The following is a 15,930-nucleotide window of genomic DNA, read 5'->3' on the forward strand; positions in this document are numbered from 1 at the left end:
CTACCTTGACTACTTTTTTGATTCACTAAAATTTCTAAATAAAGTAATTGATTTTTTTTTTGAATTTCTACTAGAATTATTGTTTGTTCTTTTCTAACTGCTCTATTCTTTCTTCTAATTTATTTATCTGTAATCTCAATTCTGTTATTTCTGCATCAGCCTGATCTATTCTTTGACCACTAGCACTTTCTATTTCAAATAGATATCCATTCTCTGTCTCAAATTTTTTAACAGAATTTTCAAGTTTGACTATTCTTTGTTCTTTTGATTTATTTGCACGTTTGAGATATTCTATCTCTTCTTGAAGGTTTTTTACTTTCTCACCTACATCATTTATTTTTTGTTCTACGCTTTCTTGAAATACTAACTTAACTAACGTAACTTTGTTTCCCTCTTCTGACATAACAAGATATAACTTTAATTTAGATTCTGTGTCGGTTAGTACAAATTTTTCTCCATGAGGTTTTAACATATCTGATAAATTTTCATGACCCGACAGTTCTTGAAGAATTTGATTTACTTTCTCCTGTTCTCCTGATTTTTGAATTTCATATTTTGCTTTGGGTGAAATAAGAATTTCATATTTTATCATGTTTTGAGATAAATGAAATTCTATAATAAAATTATCGTATTTGGTAACAAGAAATCGTAAACTAACGATCTATAAATTGATCTAATCTATTCCTAAAAGGATCATTTCATACCTAAAAAAATGATCTTTGAAAAATTCAAAATTAACTAGTATAGTTCATTTCAATAACATTATTTTTAGTTCATAAAAAGAAAACCGACCATTATTTTGTTATTTTTCTAAAACCTTCCTAACAATTCTATCAATACATACACCAGTTTTCTTCTCAATGTCGTGCTCCCAGAACCTCAAGACAGACCACCCTTCTCTTCTTAGTTTCCTTGTCACATTAGTGTCACGCCTCATGTTCCGTTCAATCTTTTCTTTCCAGAATTTCTGCCTAGGTTTCTTCTTGTTCTTGTAGTTATAACCATGCCAAAAATCACCATCGCAAAAGATTACAATTCTTTCTTCTTCCAATACAAAGTCAGGGTTGCCATACATCTTTGGATACATTTGGTATGGAAATCCCAGTCCTTTGAGAATCTCATTCATCTGAAGATCAATCTTTGTGTTGGTTCCTCTTATCCTGGACATTACCCAAGATCTCTTTTCAGGAGTAAAGATGTCAGCCATAATAGTTGTGTATCACATCAAGACAATAAAAAATTCTAAAAAGTATCATCTAACAATTTGTTTGTGTTTTTGTATTTTTGTTTAAATTGTTTTGAAAGATCTTCTACTTTTTCATCCATCATCTCAAGAAGTGTTTTTCCTTGTCTTTTGTAATTGGAAAATATTTTTAGAAGCGTTGAATGATAGTTAGGGTCTCCCGTTACAAGCTCAAAAACTTGTTTTCCTGTTGCAGTATACTTGGCAGGATCTAGATTTTTTCCTTTAAGAGTATCCGAGATAACACTGTGAGGCTTTTTTCCATATGTCATCAAAATTCTGGGTTTGGAATTCTTGTTGGCTTTATTAGCTTTAATTGCTCTTTTTGAGAATTCTGTTACTTGATCCTTGTTCATATCGTTAGGGCCACTTTTGATTGACCATAAATTATCCCCTTCTACAACGTCCCACCAATTTCCCTTTTGTCCGCATGATATCACTCTGATGATTATTTCCAAAACTGTACCAAAACTGGTAACCAAACTTCTGCTCATAGTCTGTACAACAAAGTATCTTGCCAAGTCATCAAAATTGTCCAACCCTAAAGCTTTTGCAAGGAACGGGTTGATGGAGCTCTCTTCAACCATTTTTTCTGCAGTAAGTCCAGATATCAAATCAGCTGCATTCTCTGCAAATCTGTTGTAAACATATGTAACAAAATTTGTTTGGATGTCTTTTCGTGTATCAATAATATTTTGTATCTTTCTTAGCCTTTCTCTTTGCGCTTCTCGGATGTCTCGTTTTTCAAATATCTTTTTGGACACATCAAGGTTTTTGAAAGATTCTAAAGAATCAAAACGCGAAACAAGATCAGATATTCTTTTTTCAGTAGATATTTTTTCCATTGTAAAAGCATGTCTCAGAAATTCTTGTACGCCATCTTTTGTATTTTGAACCAAGCAATGGGGTATTAGGTTCCTTTCATAAATTATTATGCATTATCAATGTGTTTTTTGATCGTGTCAGCTATTGTTTTAGCCATCTCAACTGGAACTGCCTCCCCTATCATCCTGTATCTGTTTGTAAGGCTTCCCTGGAATTTCCAGTTTGCAGGGAATCCTTGTATCAATGCATATTCTTTCAAACTTAATGGCCTATCATATGTAGGATGGCACATGCATGTTCCCATTTGTGTAGGGGATGTGACAAGTGTTGGTGATGGTTTGTACCAACTTAATCTCCTATAGAATCCTGTTCTTCCCCCTTGTTTTCCTTTCCTGCGAGGATCATCAGTGTCTGCAGCTCCTCCCATAGCTTTTTTCTTTAATTCAGGTGGCAAGTCAACCCAACAACCACCTATCTCTTTAGGTACATGTGACATGTATTCCACAACAGAGTTAGAGAACTTTGCACAATCAGGAGGATTTTCTCCTTCAAATTTGTCTTTGAGAGTTTCAAGGGTTCTCCATTCCTTTTTGCCAAGTTTTTTAGCTTTTCTAGGATCTGCGTATTTTGCTTTTGATTTGATTTCATTAAGTACCTCGGTTGCATTTCCAAATTCGTTTCTAATTCCAATTAGGATGAATCTTTTTCTGTTCTGAGGCACACCAAAATCTGCAGCATTAAGAATGTCATAATCTATTGAATATCCATGCTCCTCTTCTTCAAGTTTCCGGAATTCATTTTCAATATAGGTAAATAATGAACCTCTCTTCTGTGACTCATCAAGCTTGGATTCATCCATGACAATTCGATCATAAAATGAAATGTGGCTCATGGCCATAGATTTTATCCCCTGAACATTTTCAAATACAAATGCTTTTGGTTTGATTTCTTTGATTTTCTTAATGTACTCCATGACGGCCATGCCTCTCTTATCTTTCAGACCTTTTCTCATTCCTGCAGTTGAGAACGATTGGCATGGAGGGCCTCCAATCAAAACATCTGATTCGCCTTTTGCAAGTCCTACATTGCTAAGAATACTGTCAGATGTAATTTCAAAAATATTTTTTTCATCATCTAGATGAAGGGTTTGTTCTTTGAGCTCTTTTTTCTTGACTTCTTTGATTGTATCGCATGCAAACTTTGTAATATCATTTGCATAAACTGTTTGAAATCCTGCTTTTTCAAAACCACTGTCCATTCCCATACCACATGTGAATAATGAAATGACTTTTGGTCTTGGAATATTATTTTGCGTCATTTAAAATTCATAAATATTTTTGAAACATAAATGTTTGGACCTGTTAACAATTGACTTTCAACCAAGACTGTTCAAAGATTTAGAACTTCAATACTGTTTGCATAATGAAAGTCATACATACTATTTTTGATATTTCTATAATTCAAATTAGATGTAGTAAATTTATGGAACTAGAAATGGACCAGATTCAGTTTGTGCAGTAAATGTACCTGTTTCAATCAGATACATTATCTTAAATTCTTGTAAATTGCCTGAAACAGGGAATGTCAAATTGGTTGAAATTTCTTCAAAAGGTTTCAATTCTGTAACAGGAAGTGAATCTAACATTTCTTTGCCAATAATGGTATTGCTTCCATTAACAGTACCTTCTACAATTAAGAAAGTTTCATTATTCAATCTAACATTATCTATACCATCTTCATTGACTAACAATACTTCAAGATTCAAGATGTTGTTGTTATAATCAATAGACATGATATAGAGGTGAGGAACAATTATGGCAGATGAATGCCCTAATGGCAATGGTTGGGATGAAGATTGCTGAGCCTCTAAAGTTATGGAATCAATACGGTTTTGAGAATTAAGTAAATGAGCTGAGAAGAATATTACAGCAATTATGGCTACAACAGATACAACAAGGATTTTTTTATTCAAGTATATCACTGGCCTCCGGTGGTTGTAGTAGTACCAGATGGTGGGATTCCTCTGACTGGAGTTGTTTCACAAAATACTAATTCACATTCAAAGCTAGATGGAGTTCTTTGATGAAAATGAAATTCGTATTCAGTATAATCGCTAAATAAATGCCACACAAGATATTCTCCAGAAATTTCTTTTACACTGTATTTCACTGCGGCAGTAGGTTTTACATTAGGTGTTGCTCCAGCAGCAGGACAACTATAATCCATTGATGCAGAAGTTCCTGTAGAACCTCCAACTCCAACAGTTGTAGTAATAGAACGAGAAATTTCAGCACTTCCTTTAGGTTTTCCTTCCCCACCTACTTCCCCTGAAATCGAGCCTCCTGTAGTTGTGCTAGTTGAAACTCCCCAGTTGTTAGATTCGGATTTAGCTACTGTTCCTTTAACCACGCCTCCACAAGAATTTGTAAACTTCTGAATACTATCATATTGATGTGTTTTATAGAATAACAAATCTCTGAAACCAGGAACAGATCCCATTTTCACTACATTCAAAGAGGATGAAGAGTCAGTTCCAGGTACAATTTCATGATCTGCATCTTCTAATGGAGAATATGCAGTTGTTGTAGATTGGGCATTAATTGAAGGTACGATGAAAAATAATGTTGTCAAAGAAATAATAAAAAATACAGGTATCGTAAACAGGAAAAAGGATTTTTTGTTCAAAGTTATTGTGTAAAATATGAAAGTATGATATAAACATTTTAGTTTAGTTTGAAAATTATAAATTTGGAATTTCAATCTTGTTTGTTTTCAGATAATCTAACAGATCGTTGAATTTCTCTTCCAACTGAGAGTTCTTCATTGACAGTTCTTTGATATTCTTCTCTACTGTCTCAAAATCTGAAATTGTAAGTTGAGGTTCTGCATCAAGGTACATCTGCTGCTTTTTGTCTTCAGGTAACTGGTAGTATGTATCCATGTAAAAGGCATGACCCATTAAGGCTTCAGCATAATCTCTGCCACAAACATTTCCCAAAGTTGTCCTGAAATATTTTCTAAAGCCATGAAAGTGGATTGCATAACGACCATTTTCATTGAATACTCGTAATTCAGGAACCTTGTTAGCATTTTCGCGCAGATGTTTCTGAAGAGTATTTTTTGCAGAATCTATTGAAAACTTGCCTTTGGTAGTTTTTTCTTCTGAATACCTTCCAAAAACAAAAGTGTTCTGAAGGTGTAAATTTGTGCTGTTTTCTTTCCAACCAAATTGGATTGAGAGGTAATCCTTGAGAGTCTGAGTGGCTTCAGTGGTGAGAAATGTGTCCCGTCCTACTCTACGCTTGGCAATTTCAGAACGTATGGTTACAGTAGTTGGAGTGGTTTCAAAATTGATATCAGAGATACGTAATTGTACCATCTCTTCAAGACGCATTCCACCTGAAACAGAGACCAAGATTGCAGTCTGTAATCTAGGATTTGATATGTGTAACAATCTTGAAATCATTGTTTTAGTGATTGGTATTTCTCTTTTCTTGATAATTCGTGGAACTTTGACTAGTTGTCTCAGATCATCAGAATTTATCTTGATTCCAAGATGGCGCATGAATCCTTTGGTACTGGAGAGATATGCTCGTATTGCAGAACCTCCAATGTTATTGCTGTTTAGATGAACTACAAATTCTTGAAGAGTTTTGTATACATTTAATTCATTATTGAGAAAGTTCTGTCTGGCTTTTTCAATTGTAAGATTATGCTTATGCTGTAGAAATTTCTCAAAATGAGTGATTCCGGTATTGTAGCACTTTATTGTGAATCTGCTGTTTGATAGTAGTTTAACAGATTCTAGAAAAGAGGTTTTTTCATATTCGATTGTATTCATTCTTATGATTATATCTATTTACGAAATATAAAGATATATACATTATATATCTCATATACAAAACATAATAAGATTTTTCAATTTCGGATTTGTAAGATTCCTTCTTTGATTAGAAATTGAATTCCTTGAATGAAAGAATCATCATCTATTGCGCCTTCTGCCCACCATGATGCATTTTGTTTAATCCATGATGGAATTTCATTAGAAGAGATAGTTCCTTGTGTAGTTGAAGGGATTTGTAAGATTCCTTCTTTGATTAGAAATTGAATTCCTTGAATGAAAGAGTCATCATCGATTGCGCCTTCTGCCCACCATGATGCATTTTGTTTAATCCATGATGGAATAACATCAATTTCGTGGTTTCCAGGCTCAATTACTAAAATAAAATTACCTTTGGATAAAGAATTCCCATCAACATTTGATAAGACAAAATTTGCAGTTCCTGTCTGATCACGACTAAATTGTATTTTGTGTGAATTTGGTGTTTCAGAATTTACATTTCCAACAAGATGTTTTGAAAATATTTCAGCATTATTTTGAATAATTGAAAGATCATATTCAACTAGTTTTTTTGTTTTATCTGAGAAAAGTTCCTCTAAACTAAGAAAAAATGTAACATCTTCTCCAGTTTTGATAACTTCAGGTTCCCATGACAAGAATACTTTGTATCTTAAATCAGGGGTTGCAAATTCTAGAGGAAATTTTACTTTATCACTTGGTTTAAGTTCAAAAGTCATCATATTATCAGAATATTTTGAGGCATTATGACGAATTTGATTTAGTAACTCTTGATTTAGAACAATGTGTATAGTTCTATCTTCAAATGAATAATCATCAATGGTTACAGTATCATGAGGTAATGAAATATCATTGACAACTGCTTGATATGTTGTAAAAAGAAAATCTCCAAAGGTGTTTGGAACTCTAAATTCTTGATGAACTACACTTAGTTGTGTTAAATCTTGATTCCAATCAAATGGCATAGAAAGTGTTATCTTGTTTGAATTAAAATTGAATGAATCAAGTTTATCAAAATAAGAAATCACTTGGAGGGTTTGTTTGTTGTTTTGAGAATCCAGTACTTGAAAAGATTTTGTTTCAGCTAAACTAATTGCACCTTGCAATAATATTTCATCTGATAACACATTTGAATCTGAATTAACAGAGAGAATTCTTACACTATAATCATACAATCCACCAGATGTGAAAATTGGTCCTCGCATAAGTAGAGAAGAATTATTTTTCATCCAACCTCCTAAAATAGGCTCAATTTCTCCTTCAATAGTTATATTTTCAGAATCTTCAGTGATTACTTTGATCAAAAGATTTCCTAGTTCATCATGAAATGCTTCTTTGAAAATTTGTTTACCATCTTTTTTTAATTCAAATTCAAATGTAACATGTTCAATTATTGCATCAGTATTTGCATCAAATAATCGGAGTGAAATAATTTTTTCATGTTCTTCAGAATCATAAACAGAAGGACTGATACTAATTGATAGTGATGCTTCTTTATCTTCAATCTTTACTGGAGGTAAAACTTCTCCACCTAATCCATGTCCAAAAGCAGATGTAGAACTAAATGAGATAATCAGAGACAATAACAAAATTACAAAAAAAGTTTTCAAGATTTTGTCACTATGGATATCTATTATAAAAAATAAAAGATGAGAAACAGGCAACCAAGATGACTCCTCCTAGTTTCTCATCAACTATGGTCTGTAAATTATGTTAAATGAAATAGATTAAAACAAAATTGGTACATTCGTAGGATATACTACACTTGTAGAATTCCGTTTGTTATCAAGAATTGAATTCCTTGAACAAAGGCATCATCATCTATTGCGCCTTCTGCCCACCAACCTGCGTTATTCTTTATCCATGCTGGAATTTCATTGGAACCAGTTCCCTCACCTGAATATGTAACAGGAATTTGTAGAACATTTTCCTTAATCAAATATTGAATTCCTTGAACAAAGGCATCATCATCTATTGCGCCTTCTGCCCACCAACCTGCGTTATTCTTTATCCAATCAGGAACAGCAGTTTTTGGTTCTCCAACAGTAACTGAGCCAATCATCCACGGATGAAGTGTACAATAATAATCAAAATTACCATTTTCTTCAAATTTGAATGAAAACTTTTTTCCTGCAGCCACAACACCACTATCAAATATGCCAGAAGAGCCTTCATCTGGAGTTCCAGAAGTAACTGTGTGAGCAGAGCTATCCTTGTTATCCCACAATACAACTTGACTAGACTCAATATTCAAACTAGCAGGAATGTAACAAGAATTATCGTTTTCGCAGCCTGGAAGAGCTGAGCCTATTGCAATGTCTACAAGATGATCACCAGTCAATTCCTCTTTTGGTTCAGATACTTTGAATGCAAATTCTCCTGATGTATCAAAATTGTTAACATTTGAAATTCTTACAAGTGCAGCTCCGATTTCATCAAAGGTTACTTTAACAGAATCAGTTCCATCATATGCCTCTAATCCTTGTTTTGATTCTATAATTTTACCATTAAGAAAGACATCAAGATCATAAACATTTTGTTGAATAATTACATTAGAAATAGGATCATGGAATTCTATATGTAATGTAACATCATTGCCAGGATTAATTTTTCCTTTTGGAGATAAAGATAGGTGGAATTTCCAGTCTTCTTCAGAAGATAATTGGATTACTTTATCTCCATCTTCTAATGAGGCATCACTTTTTTGAACATCTCTCTGTTTACCTGATTGAATACCAAAGATCATTTTATCGTTTAACTCAGGAGGATTTTCATCAATCATTTTCAATAATTTTTTTGACGAAAGCAAAAAGTGAACAACAATTTCATCATCACCAGAACGATCAATCGTACCAAAATAAGAAATATCATTTACAGTCAATATGATTTCATGATTTTCAAAAATATCTACAGTTTTTGGAATGTAGTATTCAGCATGAACAAATGGGATTGATTCAATAAAGTTTTCATTCCAATCAAATGGCATTTGTGCAGTAAGTTTTTTTTCTCTTTGATCATAGTGAAAGTTTTCTATTTTATCAAAATATGTTGCAAACATCAAATCATGCGTAGTGTTATCAATGCCAATAGAAAATGGAATGAATTCTCCCATAGTAAACAAAATTTGAAATGTTGTATCAGTTCCAGATGTAGGTTCATTGTCAATTGACAATAATGTCATTTGGACATCAACCAGACCTCCTTGCAAAAATAATGGAGCCTCTATAGTCAGAGGAGAATCATTTGAGGCCAACCAGGCACCATTTTCTGCAGTTTCACCCAAAAAATTGAGATTTTGGCTAGGTACAATTAATGTCTCTATTTTTCCATCTGGAGAAAATGCGGTAAATTCTACAATTAGATTTCCTTGTCCATCAAAGATCTCAACTCTGTGCTCAGCACCTGAAACTACTTGTCCAGTATCATCATTAATTGTTGTAATATCAAAATTGATATGTTCTTCAGTGCCTTCTAAAATTGAGGGATTTGTTTCTAATTGCACTTTGAAATAGTTTTGATTGATAAAAAGAACATCACTTTCTTCACTACCAGAACCACCACCATATGCTAATTGTGTTGATCCAAAAACAAGAATTAGAGAAAATAATCCAAGAAATAATTTTTGATTCATGTAAATCAAAACTTTGTAAATTATTTTAAGTTAACAAAAATTCTTAGACTTTGATTAATCCAGAAGCCATTAAGAATTTGATTCCATTTGCAAATTCTACATCAGTAAGATGACCTTCAGACCACCATGATGCATTATTCTTTACCCAGATAGGAATTGATGCGATATTTGCTTCTTCATCATCTATTGTTTCTTCAGTAGAAGGAACTGTAATGATGTTTTCTTGAACTAGATATTCAATGCCTTTTGCAAAGTCCGGATCATTAATTTGTCCATCAGACCACCACATTGCATTCTTTTTTACCCAGTTTGGAATATCAATATCAGCTGAAACAGGAGTGATTGTAGGTCTTGGAGACTCAACAAATATTTCTGAATCATCTGAAGCCATTTGGACTCCAGTGTCAAGGACTAATGCTTTTGTAATTATTTCCAGTCTATCGTCTTGTGTAAATGGTTTTGGTAAAGTAAGGTCTTCATATTCAATGTAAATAGTATCACCATTTTCCACTCTTAGTTTATTTTGTTCTTGAGAAGAATCATCACTGGTCATAAAGAATTCTCCTGGAAGGTAGTTGATATAGTGAGGATGTTCATATCCGACGAAATAATTTGGAATATTTCCTGCCTCAAAAGCGCCGTGTCTAGGTACAACTTCTTCTAGAATTGCTTCAGGTGCTACTTGGAATGAGAAGTTTACTTCTTGACCAGGTTGATCAAAGATGTTAGATATTACAATTTTAGCAGAGCCTCTTTGTTCAAAAGTAATTGGTTCTACACCTTGTCCATCGACCCAATATTGATCATTTCTTGATTCAATTAACTCACCATTAAGGTAAATGTCCATGTCGTATGACAATCCCATTTCATGGATGTCAGTTAATCCATCATGAGCCATTAGATTAAAGTCATAATCTTGATCAACACCAATTACACCACCTGGTTCAGTCCAAAGGTATGTCTTCCATTGTCCATCAGGAGTATACTTTGTTAATGAGCTTGCAGCTGGTTCAGTCAAGTGACGGTCATAAACTGCATTCTGAATAGTTGCATGATCCATATCTTTTACAAATTGGACACCAACATGAATACCAGCTCTATCTGAATCTGAATACACTTTAACATAATTTGTGAAAAACTCTCTATGATGTTTCCATAAATCAGTGTCTCTTATGAAAAATGTAACTTTCTCATTAATGTCATATGCATCTTTATGGAATTCTACTTGGCCCATTTGCCATCCATAATGTGCAGACTTGTAAACATGTTCATCTTCATTGTATTCCCAATCAACTGTAATACGTCCATCTTGAGGTGAAGTAGCAATCATTACAGCTCTGTCATGTGCTGAAATATTCATTCCATCAGGATCCATGGTCATTCCAGGAGTTCTAACTGTAGTAAGGAAAGTATCATGAACAAGATACCTCATTGCACCAGTCATTTTTACAACTCCCATAAAGACTCCAGTATCAGGACCAGTTTCTGTAAATTCAACACCATCCACACGTGCAGCATCAGTGTAAACATCTATAGGATTTGCGGATGTTCCAATTTGTTCGATTTTTTCTGTGTCTTCATTCCATCCAGGAGCATAAATTAAAACATTAATTCTATCAGTCCAACCAATTCCATCATATCTTTCATGACAATCTTGTAGTTTGAAAGTTTCATTTGCACAGAATTTCATTATAATTCCTGCAGATTTTTTTACATTTGTAAAACCGGTATCAGCATAAACAGATTGAATTGAAATAGAAGACACTAAAACTGCCATAAATACAAAAATTACCATTGACCTTGTACTTTTTGCCATATAGATTCTAAAACGTAGTTTTCAATATAATGGGAATGGTTCATTCGATAAATGTACCATTAGATCTTTTATTTTATTTCAATTTGACACGAATGGAAATTTTCATTCCATTTTGAATTACCTACAAATCTTTTTGATTCAAATTCTTGAAGATCAGTAAATGTGGTACTAGTTTTACCTACTATGTTTCCTTTAGCATCCATAAAAGATATTGAAAGTTCAACTTGAGAGCGTTTTAGATTATCATTATGATATTGACCTGAAATTGTTACTAGTCCAAAATCATCACGAACGCATGAAAAATTTTCTACACCCTGAATTGCAGATTTTTCTGGTTCAATAGATTTTGGTACAGTTTGAATATTTGAAAGCGATTCCTGTAAATTATTTTCTTGAATTTCTTTTTGTAAAACAGTGTGTAATTGAGAGTTTACAAATTCATTTTTGTAAAAAGCAAATTTCTTTAAAATTTCACCCATAAATCTAGTTGTAGGCTCATTTTCATCTAAAATTAGATTGGAGATATCATAATTGTAGTGTTCATTGTGTTGATCAAATATGATGACATGTACTATAAAATTTTCATAAATGCAGGAAGTTAATGCGCCCTCTGAAGTATAATTGAACAGACATTCAGAATTATTGTTTGGGTTTCCATTAAGATAAGCAGAATCAAATACATCATCTTTATTTTCAAAAGAATTCCAATAGTTATCTAAATCATTTTTGTTGTTAAATTCAGCTATTTGCATCGTTAATGTAGGAACTTTGAATTTGTAAAAAATTGGTTCGTATACCCTGCTAATATCATTAAAGATAACTTTGACAGAATCTACAACACCTTCTTTTTCCTCAAATTCATATTCAGTTGAAAATATTCGCCACTTTGTTTCTTTTGTAATATTCAAAAGTTCTTCATCATTTAACAAATATTTTTCTAGGCTTGATTGAAATGTTTCATTATTAGAAAAAATACTTTGTTCAGGATTGTATTCTATATATCCAACTTCTCGCAAATAATGAATTGTTCTAAGAAACTGCAGATCATTTATTTTTCCATCAATCCACCATTCTGCTCTATCTTTTACCCAATATGGAATTAATTCAGGAGTTTTTTCCTCATATAGTTCTGGGACATCATGAATTATCGTGTTTGCAGTATTCTTTAGAATTTCTTGGGATTCTATTTCATCAGGTAGAATGTTTTTTTCAAGAACATTTTGAATTAGTGCTAAGAATTCAGAATCAGAGATTTGTCCATTTAGCCAAATTGATGTTGCTTGTCTTACCCAATCAGGAAAGACATTAGCCTCAGAATTGTCTCCAAAAACAGGGTTTTGCATTGAAATTGCAAGTAAGATAACAGTAATTCCAATTAACGAACTAGTTTTGAGATTGATCATGTTGAAATCTCCTTTGAAAATTTGAATAGCGTATCTCTAAAGTCAGCATCGCTGGAATCATACTTTGCATATTCTACACTTCCACAAAGCAAGAGCCAATCCCTTACCTTACCATATGCATTTGATTTTGATTCATTAAGCACGTTTAGTAATTCTTGATTTGTCATCTCTTTGTAGATTTTCATATTTTGTGAATAGTAATATCGAATTGCCTGACTGAGTGTCTCAAATGCTTCTTTTCTGTGATTATTCTCAAACAAACTCTGAGATTTACTTATCATCTGTTGAGTCAATTCTCTAAAGTCAACTTGAGGCTTTGAGACTTGTAATAGTGGCTCTTCATATTTTCTTTCAGATAATTTCTTGCGCAAAAGATATCCAAATACTGCCAGTGCAACAAATACTGGAATTATCAAGAGCAATGAAATATTTTCAATGCTTTGGGTAGGTTCAGTTATTTGGAATGGATTACTTTGTAATGAATCACGTACATGTCTTGTGTTTTCGAATTTTGGTTTTTCAAATTTGAAATTATCAAATATATTTTCGGATTCTCTTGTAGGTACAGATGCAGCTATGCCAGTATCAGGTAGTTGGCCTGGTGGAAGTTGCTCACCAGATAATATTCCATCAAACAGTTGTGATGTTTGTTCAGAGAATGCATTAACCATTCTTTCTTGAATTTGTTCTTTAGTAAGCAAGAGATAGTTTGGAGAATATTCTCTTAGATCAAACTCACCTTCGCCACTACGTATAGCCTCATCCATGAGTTGCCTACCAAGAGTGAACTCTTTAGGAGTAAAGATATCATTTGGAATAGCTTCTAGATTATCCATACTGTAGCCACGTTCAAGCACGAAAAGCTCCAAATTTGAATTTGGATTGTAATCAAGAGATCTGCCATTAATCAGATATTTGCTATCTCCTATTGGATCTAGTAGGGCCTCTGCAATTTCGATATAACCATCAGAGAACCTATCATAATATTTTATTTTATGTTTAAAACTGTCTTGTCTAAGATCTCGTTGCTCAATTAACATGCCATTTAGAATTTGACCTTCTTCTGAATCAATTGTAATTTTGTAATCACCAACAGAGTATTTGTTATTGGTAATGAATTTATCATAAATTAGTTTTACATCTTTTTCTAAAACTTCTTCATAACTTGAAATGACTTCAGCTTCTTGTGGAGTGACAGTTTGTTTGTCAATTTGACCCTCAATCAACCAATCCATTTGGATTTCTGAAGATTCTGCAAATGCAGGATTCACAATAATAAGAGGCAATAATAAAAAAATTGTTGCAATTATATTTTTAAAATCTGATAATTTATGCGACAATTCTGTACCTGCCATAAATTATGTAAGCATCAATCAACAACAATCCAATTGCAGTAGCTATAAACCAGTCTCTTATTGTAGAATACTCTAGTTCATAATCAAGATTAGAGCTTAGGTTGACAAAAATTTCATTTAATGTTTGTTCATCAAGGGATTTGTAATAACTTCCAGAGGTTTGTTGTGCAATAATAACAAGTGTTTCTTCATCTAATTCTGCATATTGTGGTTCACCGTAAATATCATCTCTTAGAAAAACAGGTTCAACTGAACCTAATCCAATTGTATGAATTTGGACGCCATTAATTTTTGCATATTCTGTTGCCTCTTCAGGTGTTACTAATCCTGAATTATGAACTCCATCACTAAGTAAGATCACTACACCTTTCTTGTCAGGAATTGATGAAGCCATATCAATTCCAAGTGCAAGACCATCACCAATGGCAGTAGCACCTTGACCTTGTTGTATAGAGGAAATTGCATTAACTGACTTTTCTTTATCAGGAGTGAGGTAAGATATTGTGGTCGCCCCAGATTCAAAGAGAACAACTCCCACATTATGCTGAGGGCCCATTTTCAAAATTAGATTATTTATGGCGTTTTTTGCTGCATCTAGGCGTGTTGGCTCATAATCTGTTGCGGCCATACTTTCAGAGCCATCCAATACTATGCTCAAATTGATGCCATTTTCAACGGATAATGTTGGGATTTGAGGATTTGCCAGTCCTATAATTGCCAATCCAAGAATCCCCATCATCAAAACAAATGGCAAATGTTTTCGCAGAAAATTTTTTCCCATTACAGATTTTTTTACAATTTTTAATGAACTAAATTTCATGATTGAATCTTTTTTTTCAGAATTGTATTTTGAATAAAGAACATACAATCCAGGTATTATCAAAAGCAAAAATAGAGCATAAAGATATTCAAAATGAATTTCCATTAATTTTTCCTCCTACTACGAATATAGCGATTGAATGTAACATCAAACGGTTCCTCATTTGAAAGATTCAAAAAGTCAATCCCCAATTTTTTCATTTCATATTCATTTTCATCTCTTGTTTTCTTGATAAGATTGGAATATTCTTCTTGGAATTTTTTATCTGATGTATTTACTAGAATTTGTTCTCCAGATTCAGCATCTTCTAAATACACATGGCCAATTTGAGGAATCTCTGTCTCACGAATATCTGAAATATTTACTAAAACAATCTGGTGTTTTAATTTAAGATATTGTAATGGTTTTACAAATGAATCTGACATAAAATCTGAAACAATAAAGACAACACTTCTACGCTTTAGATTTTTTTGTAATTCTGATAATGATCTAAAGATATCTGTTTGTGTACTTTTTGGAGCATATTCTAATAATTTTTTTAAAATATCCATCATGTGTTTTTTCCCTTTCTTTGCGGGAACAAATTTTTCTAGAGAATCTGTAAAAAGGCCCAATCCAACCCGGTCATTATTTTTTAATGCAGAAAACATCAAAGAGGCAGTTATTTCAAATCCTAATTCTTTTTTACTTTTAACAAAACCAAAATCATTACTTGCTGACATGTCCATTATAACATAGACATTTAGCTCTTTTTCTTCTACAAACTCTTTTACAAAAAGATCATTATATCTTGCTGAAACATTCCAATCTACTCTCCGTGCATCATCTCCTGCAGCATATTCTCGAACTTCAGAGAATTCAATGCCTCCACCTCTAAATCTGGACCTATATGCGCCTGATTCCATGCCTTCAACTAGATTTTTAGTCTTGATATCCAGGTTTTTGACCTGTTTCAAAAGTTCAGTAAGTTCTGTCATG

Annotated in this window: 14 protein-coding genes; all 14 read right to left on the bottom strand. The window is 32.9% G+C overall.

Going from position 1 to position 15,930, the window contains the following annotated elements; translation table 11 throughout:
- Positions 1–76 precede the first annotated feature (76 nt).
- The 14 genes from ACQY2P_RS06965 to ACQY2P_RS07030 all read right to left on the bottom strand — a co-directional run bounded on the left by ACQY2P_RS06965 (position 77) and on the right by ACQY2P_RS07030 (position 15,929).
- The gene (locus ACQY2P_RS06965) at positions 77–592 is read right to left on the bottom strand and encodes a hypothetical protein (RefSeq protein WP_428325936.1); all 516 of its coding nucleotides are present in this window, start codon (positions 590–592) and stop codon (positions 77–79) included.
- A 210-nt stretch (positions 593–802) separates the two neighbouring features.
- Positions 803–1,207 carry a very short patch repair endonuclease gene (locus tag ACQY2P_RS06970; RefSeq protein WP_428325937.1) on the bottom strand — a complete coding sequence of 135 codons (405 nt, stop codon included), beginning with the start codon at positions 1,205–1,207 and terminating at the stop codon, positions 803–805.
- Positions 1,208–1,242: 35 nt separating this feature from the next.
- Complete coding sequence (locus ACQY2P_RS06975; protein ID WP_428325938.1) at positions 1,243–2,142, bottom strand: PmeII family type II restriction endonuclease; 900 nt, start codon at positions 2,140–2,142, stop codon at positions 1,243–1,245.
- Positions 2,143–2,174: 32 nt separating this feature from the next.
- A complete protein-coding gene (locus ACQY2P_RS06980) occupies positions 2,175–3,386 on the bottom strand; it encodes a DNA cytosine methyltransferase (protein ID WP_428325939.1) in 1,212 nt (403 codons plus the stop codon).
- Between the two features lie 162 nt (positions 3,387–3,548).
- Positions 3,549–4,040, bottom strand: a complete 492-nt coding sequence (locus ACQY2P_RS06985) for a hypothetical protein (protein WP_428325940.1) — start codon at positions 4,038–4,040, stop codon at positions 3,549–3,551.
- Positions 4,041–4,045: 5 nt separating this feature from the next.
- Entirely contained in the window at positions 4,046–4,699 is a 654-nt protein-coding gene (locus ACQY2P_RS06990; RefSeq protein WP_428325941.1) for a hypothetical protein, read from the bottom strand.
- 109 nt (positions 4,700–4,808) lie between these two features.
- Complete coding sequence (locus ACQY2P_RS06995) at positions 4,809–5,909, bottom strand: tyrosine-type recombinase/integrase (protein WP_428325942.1); 1,101 nt, start codon at positions 5,907–5,909, stop codon at positions 4,809–4,811.
- Positions 5,910–5,986: 77 nt separating this feature from the next.
- Positions 5,987–7,537 carry a peptidase gene (locus ACQY2P_RS07000; protein WP_428325943.1) on the bottom strand — a complete coding sequence of 517 codons (1,551 nt, stop codon included), beginning with the start codon at positions 7,535–7,537 and terminating at the stop codon, positions 5,987–5,989.
- Positions 7,538–7,686: 149 nt separating this feature from the next.
- Positions 7,687–9,558, bottom strand: a complete 1,872-nt coding sequence (locus tag ACQY2P_RS07005; RefSeq protein WP_428325944.1) for a cupredoxin domain-containing protein — start codon at positions 9,556–9,558, stop codon at positions 7,687–7,689.
- Positions 9,559–9,601: 43 nt separating this feature from the next.
- The gene (locus ACQY2P_RS07010; RefSeq protein WP_428325945.1) at positions 9,602–11,374 is read right to left on the bottom strand and encodes a hypothetical protein; all 1,773 of its coding nucleotides are present in this window, start codon (positions 11,372–11,374) and stop codon (positions 9,602–9,604) included.
- Between the two features lie 68 nt (positions 11,375–11,442).
- A complete protein-coding gene (locus tag ACQY2P_RS07015) occupies positions 11,443–12,777 on the bottom strand; it encodes an FxLYD domain-containing protein (protein WP_428325946.1) in 1,335 nt (444 codons plus the stop codon).
- The gene (locus ACQY2P_RS07020) at positions 12,774–14,063 is read right to left on the bottom strand and encodes a hypothetical protein (protein ID WP_428325947.1); all 1,290 of its coding nucleotides are present in this window, start codon (positions 14,061–14,063) and stop codon (positions 12,774–12,776) included. Before ACQY2P_RS07020 ends, ACQY2P_RS07015 begins: the two co-directional genes overlap by 4 nt.
- Positions 14,064–14,106: 43 nt before the next feature.
- Entirely contained in the window at positions 14,107–15,057 is a 951-nt protein-coding gene (locus ACQY2P_RS07025; RefSeq protein WP_428325948.1) for a VWA domain-containing protein, read from the bottom strand.
- Positions 15,057–15,929: a DUF58 domain-containing protein gene (locus ACQY2P_RS07030; RefSeq protein ID WP_428325949.1), complete on the bottom strand. Its 873-nt coding sequence runs from the start codon at positions 15,927–15,929 to the stop codon at positions 15,057–15,059. Before ACQY2P_RS07030 ends, ACQY2P_RS07025 begins: the two co-directional genes overlap by 1 nt.
- Position 15,930 lies beyond the last annotated feature (1 nt).

The organism is Candidatus Nitrosopumilus sp. (assembly GCF_965262695.1).
Classification (GTDB): Archaea; Thermoproteota; Nitrososphaeria; order Nitrososphaerales; family Nitrosopumilaceae; genus Nitrosopumilus.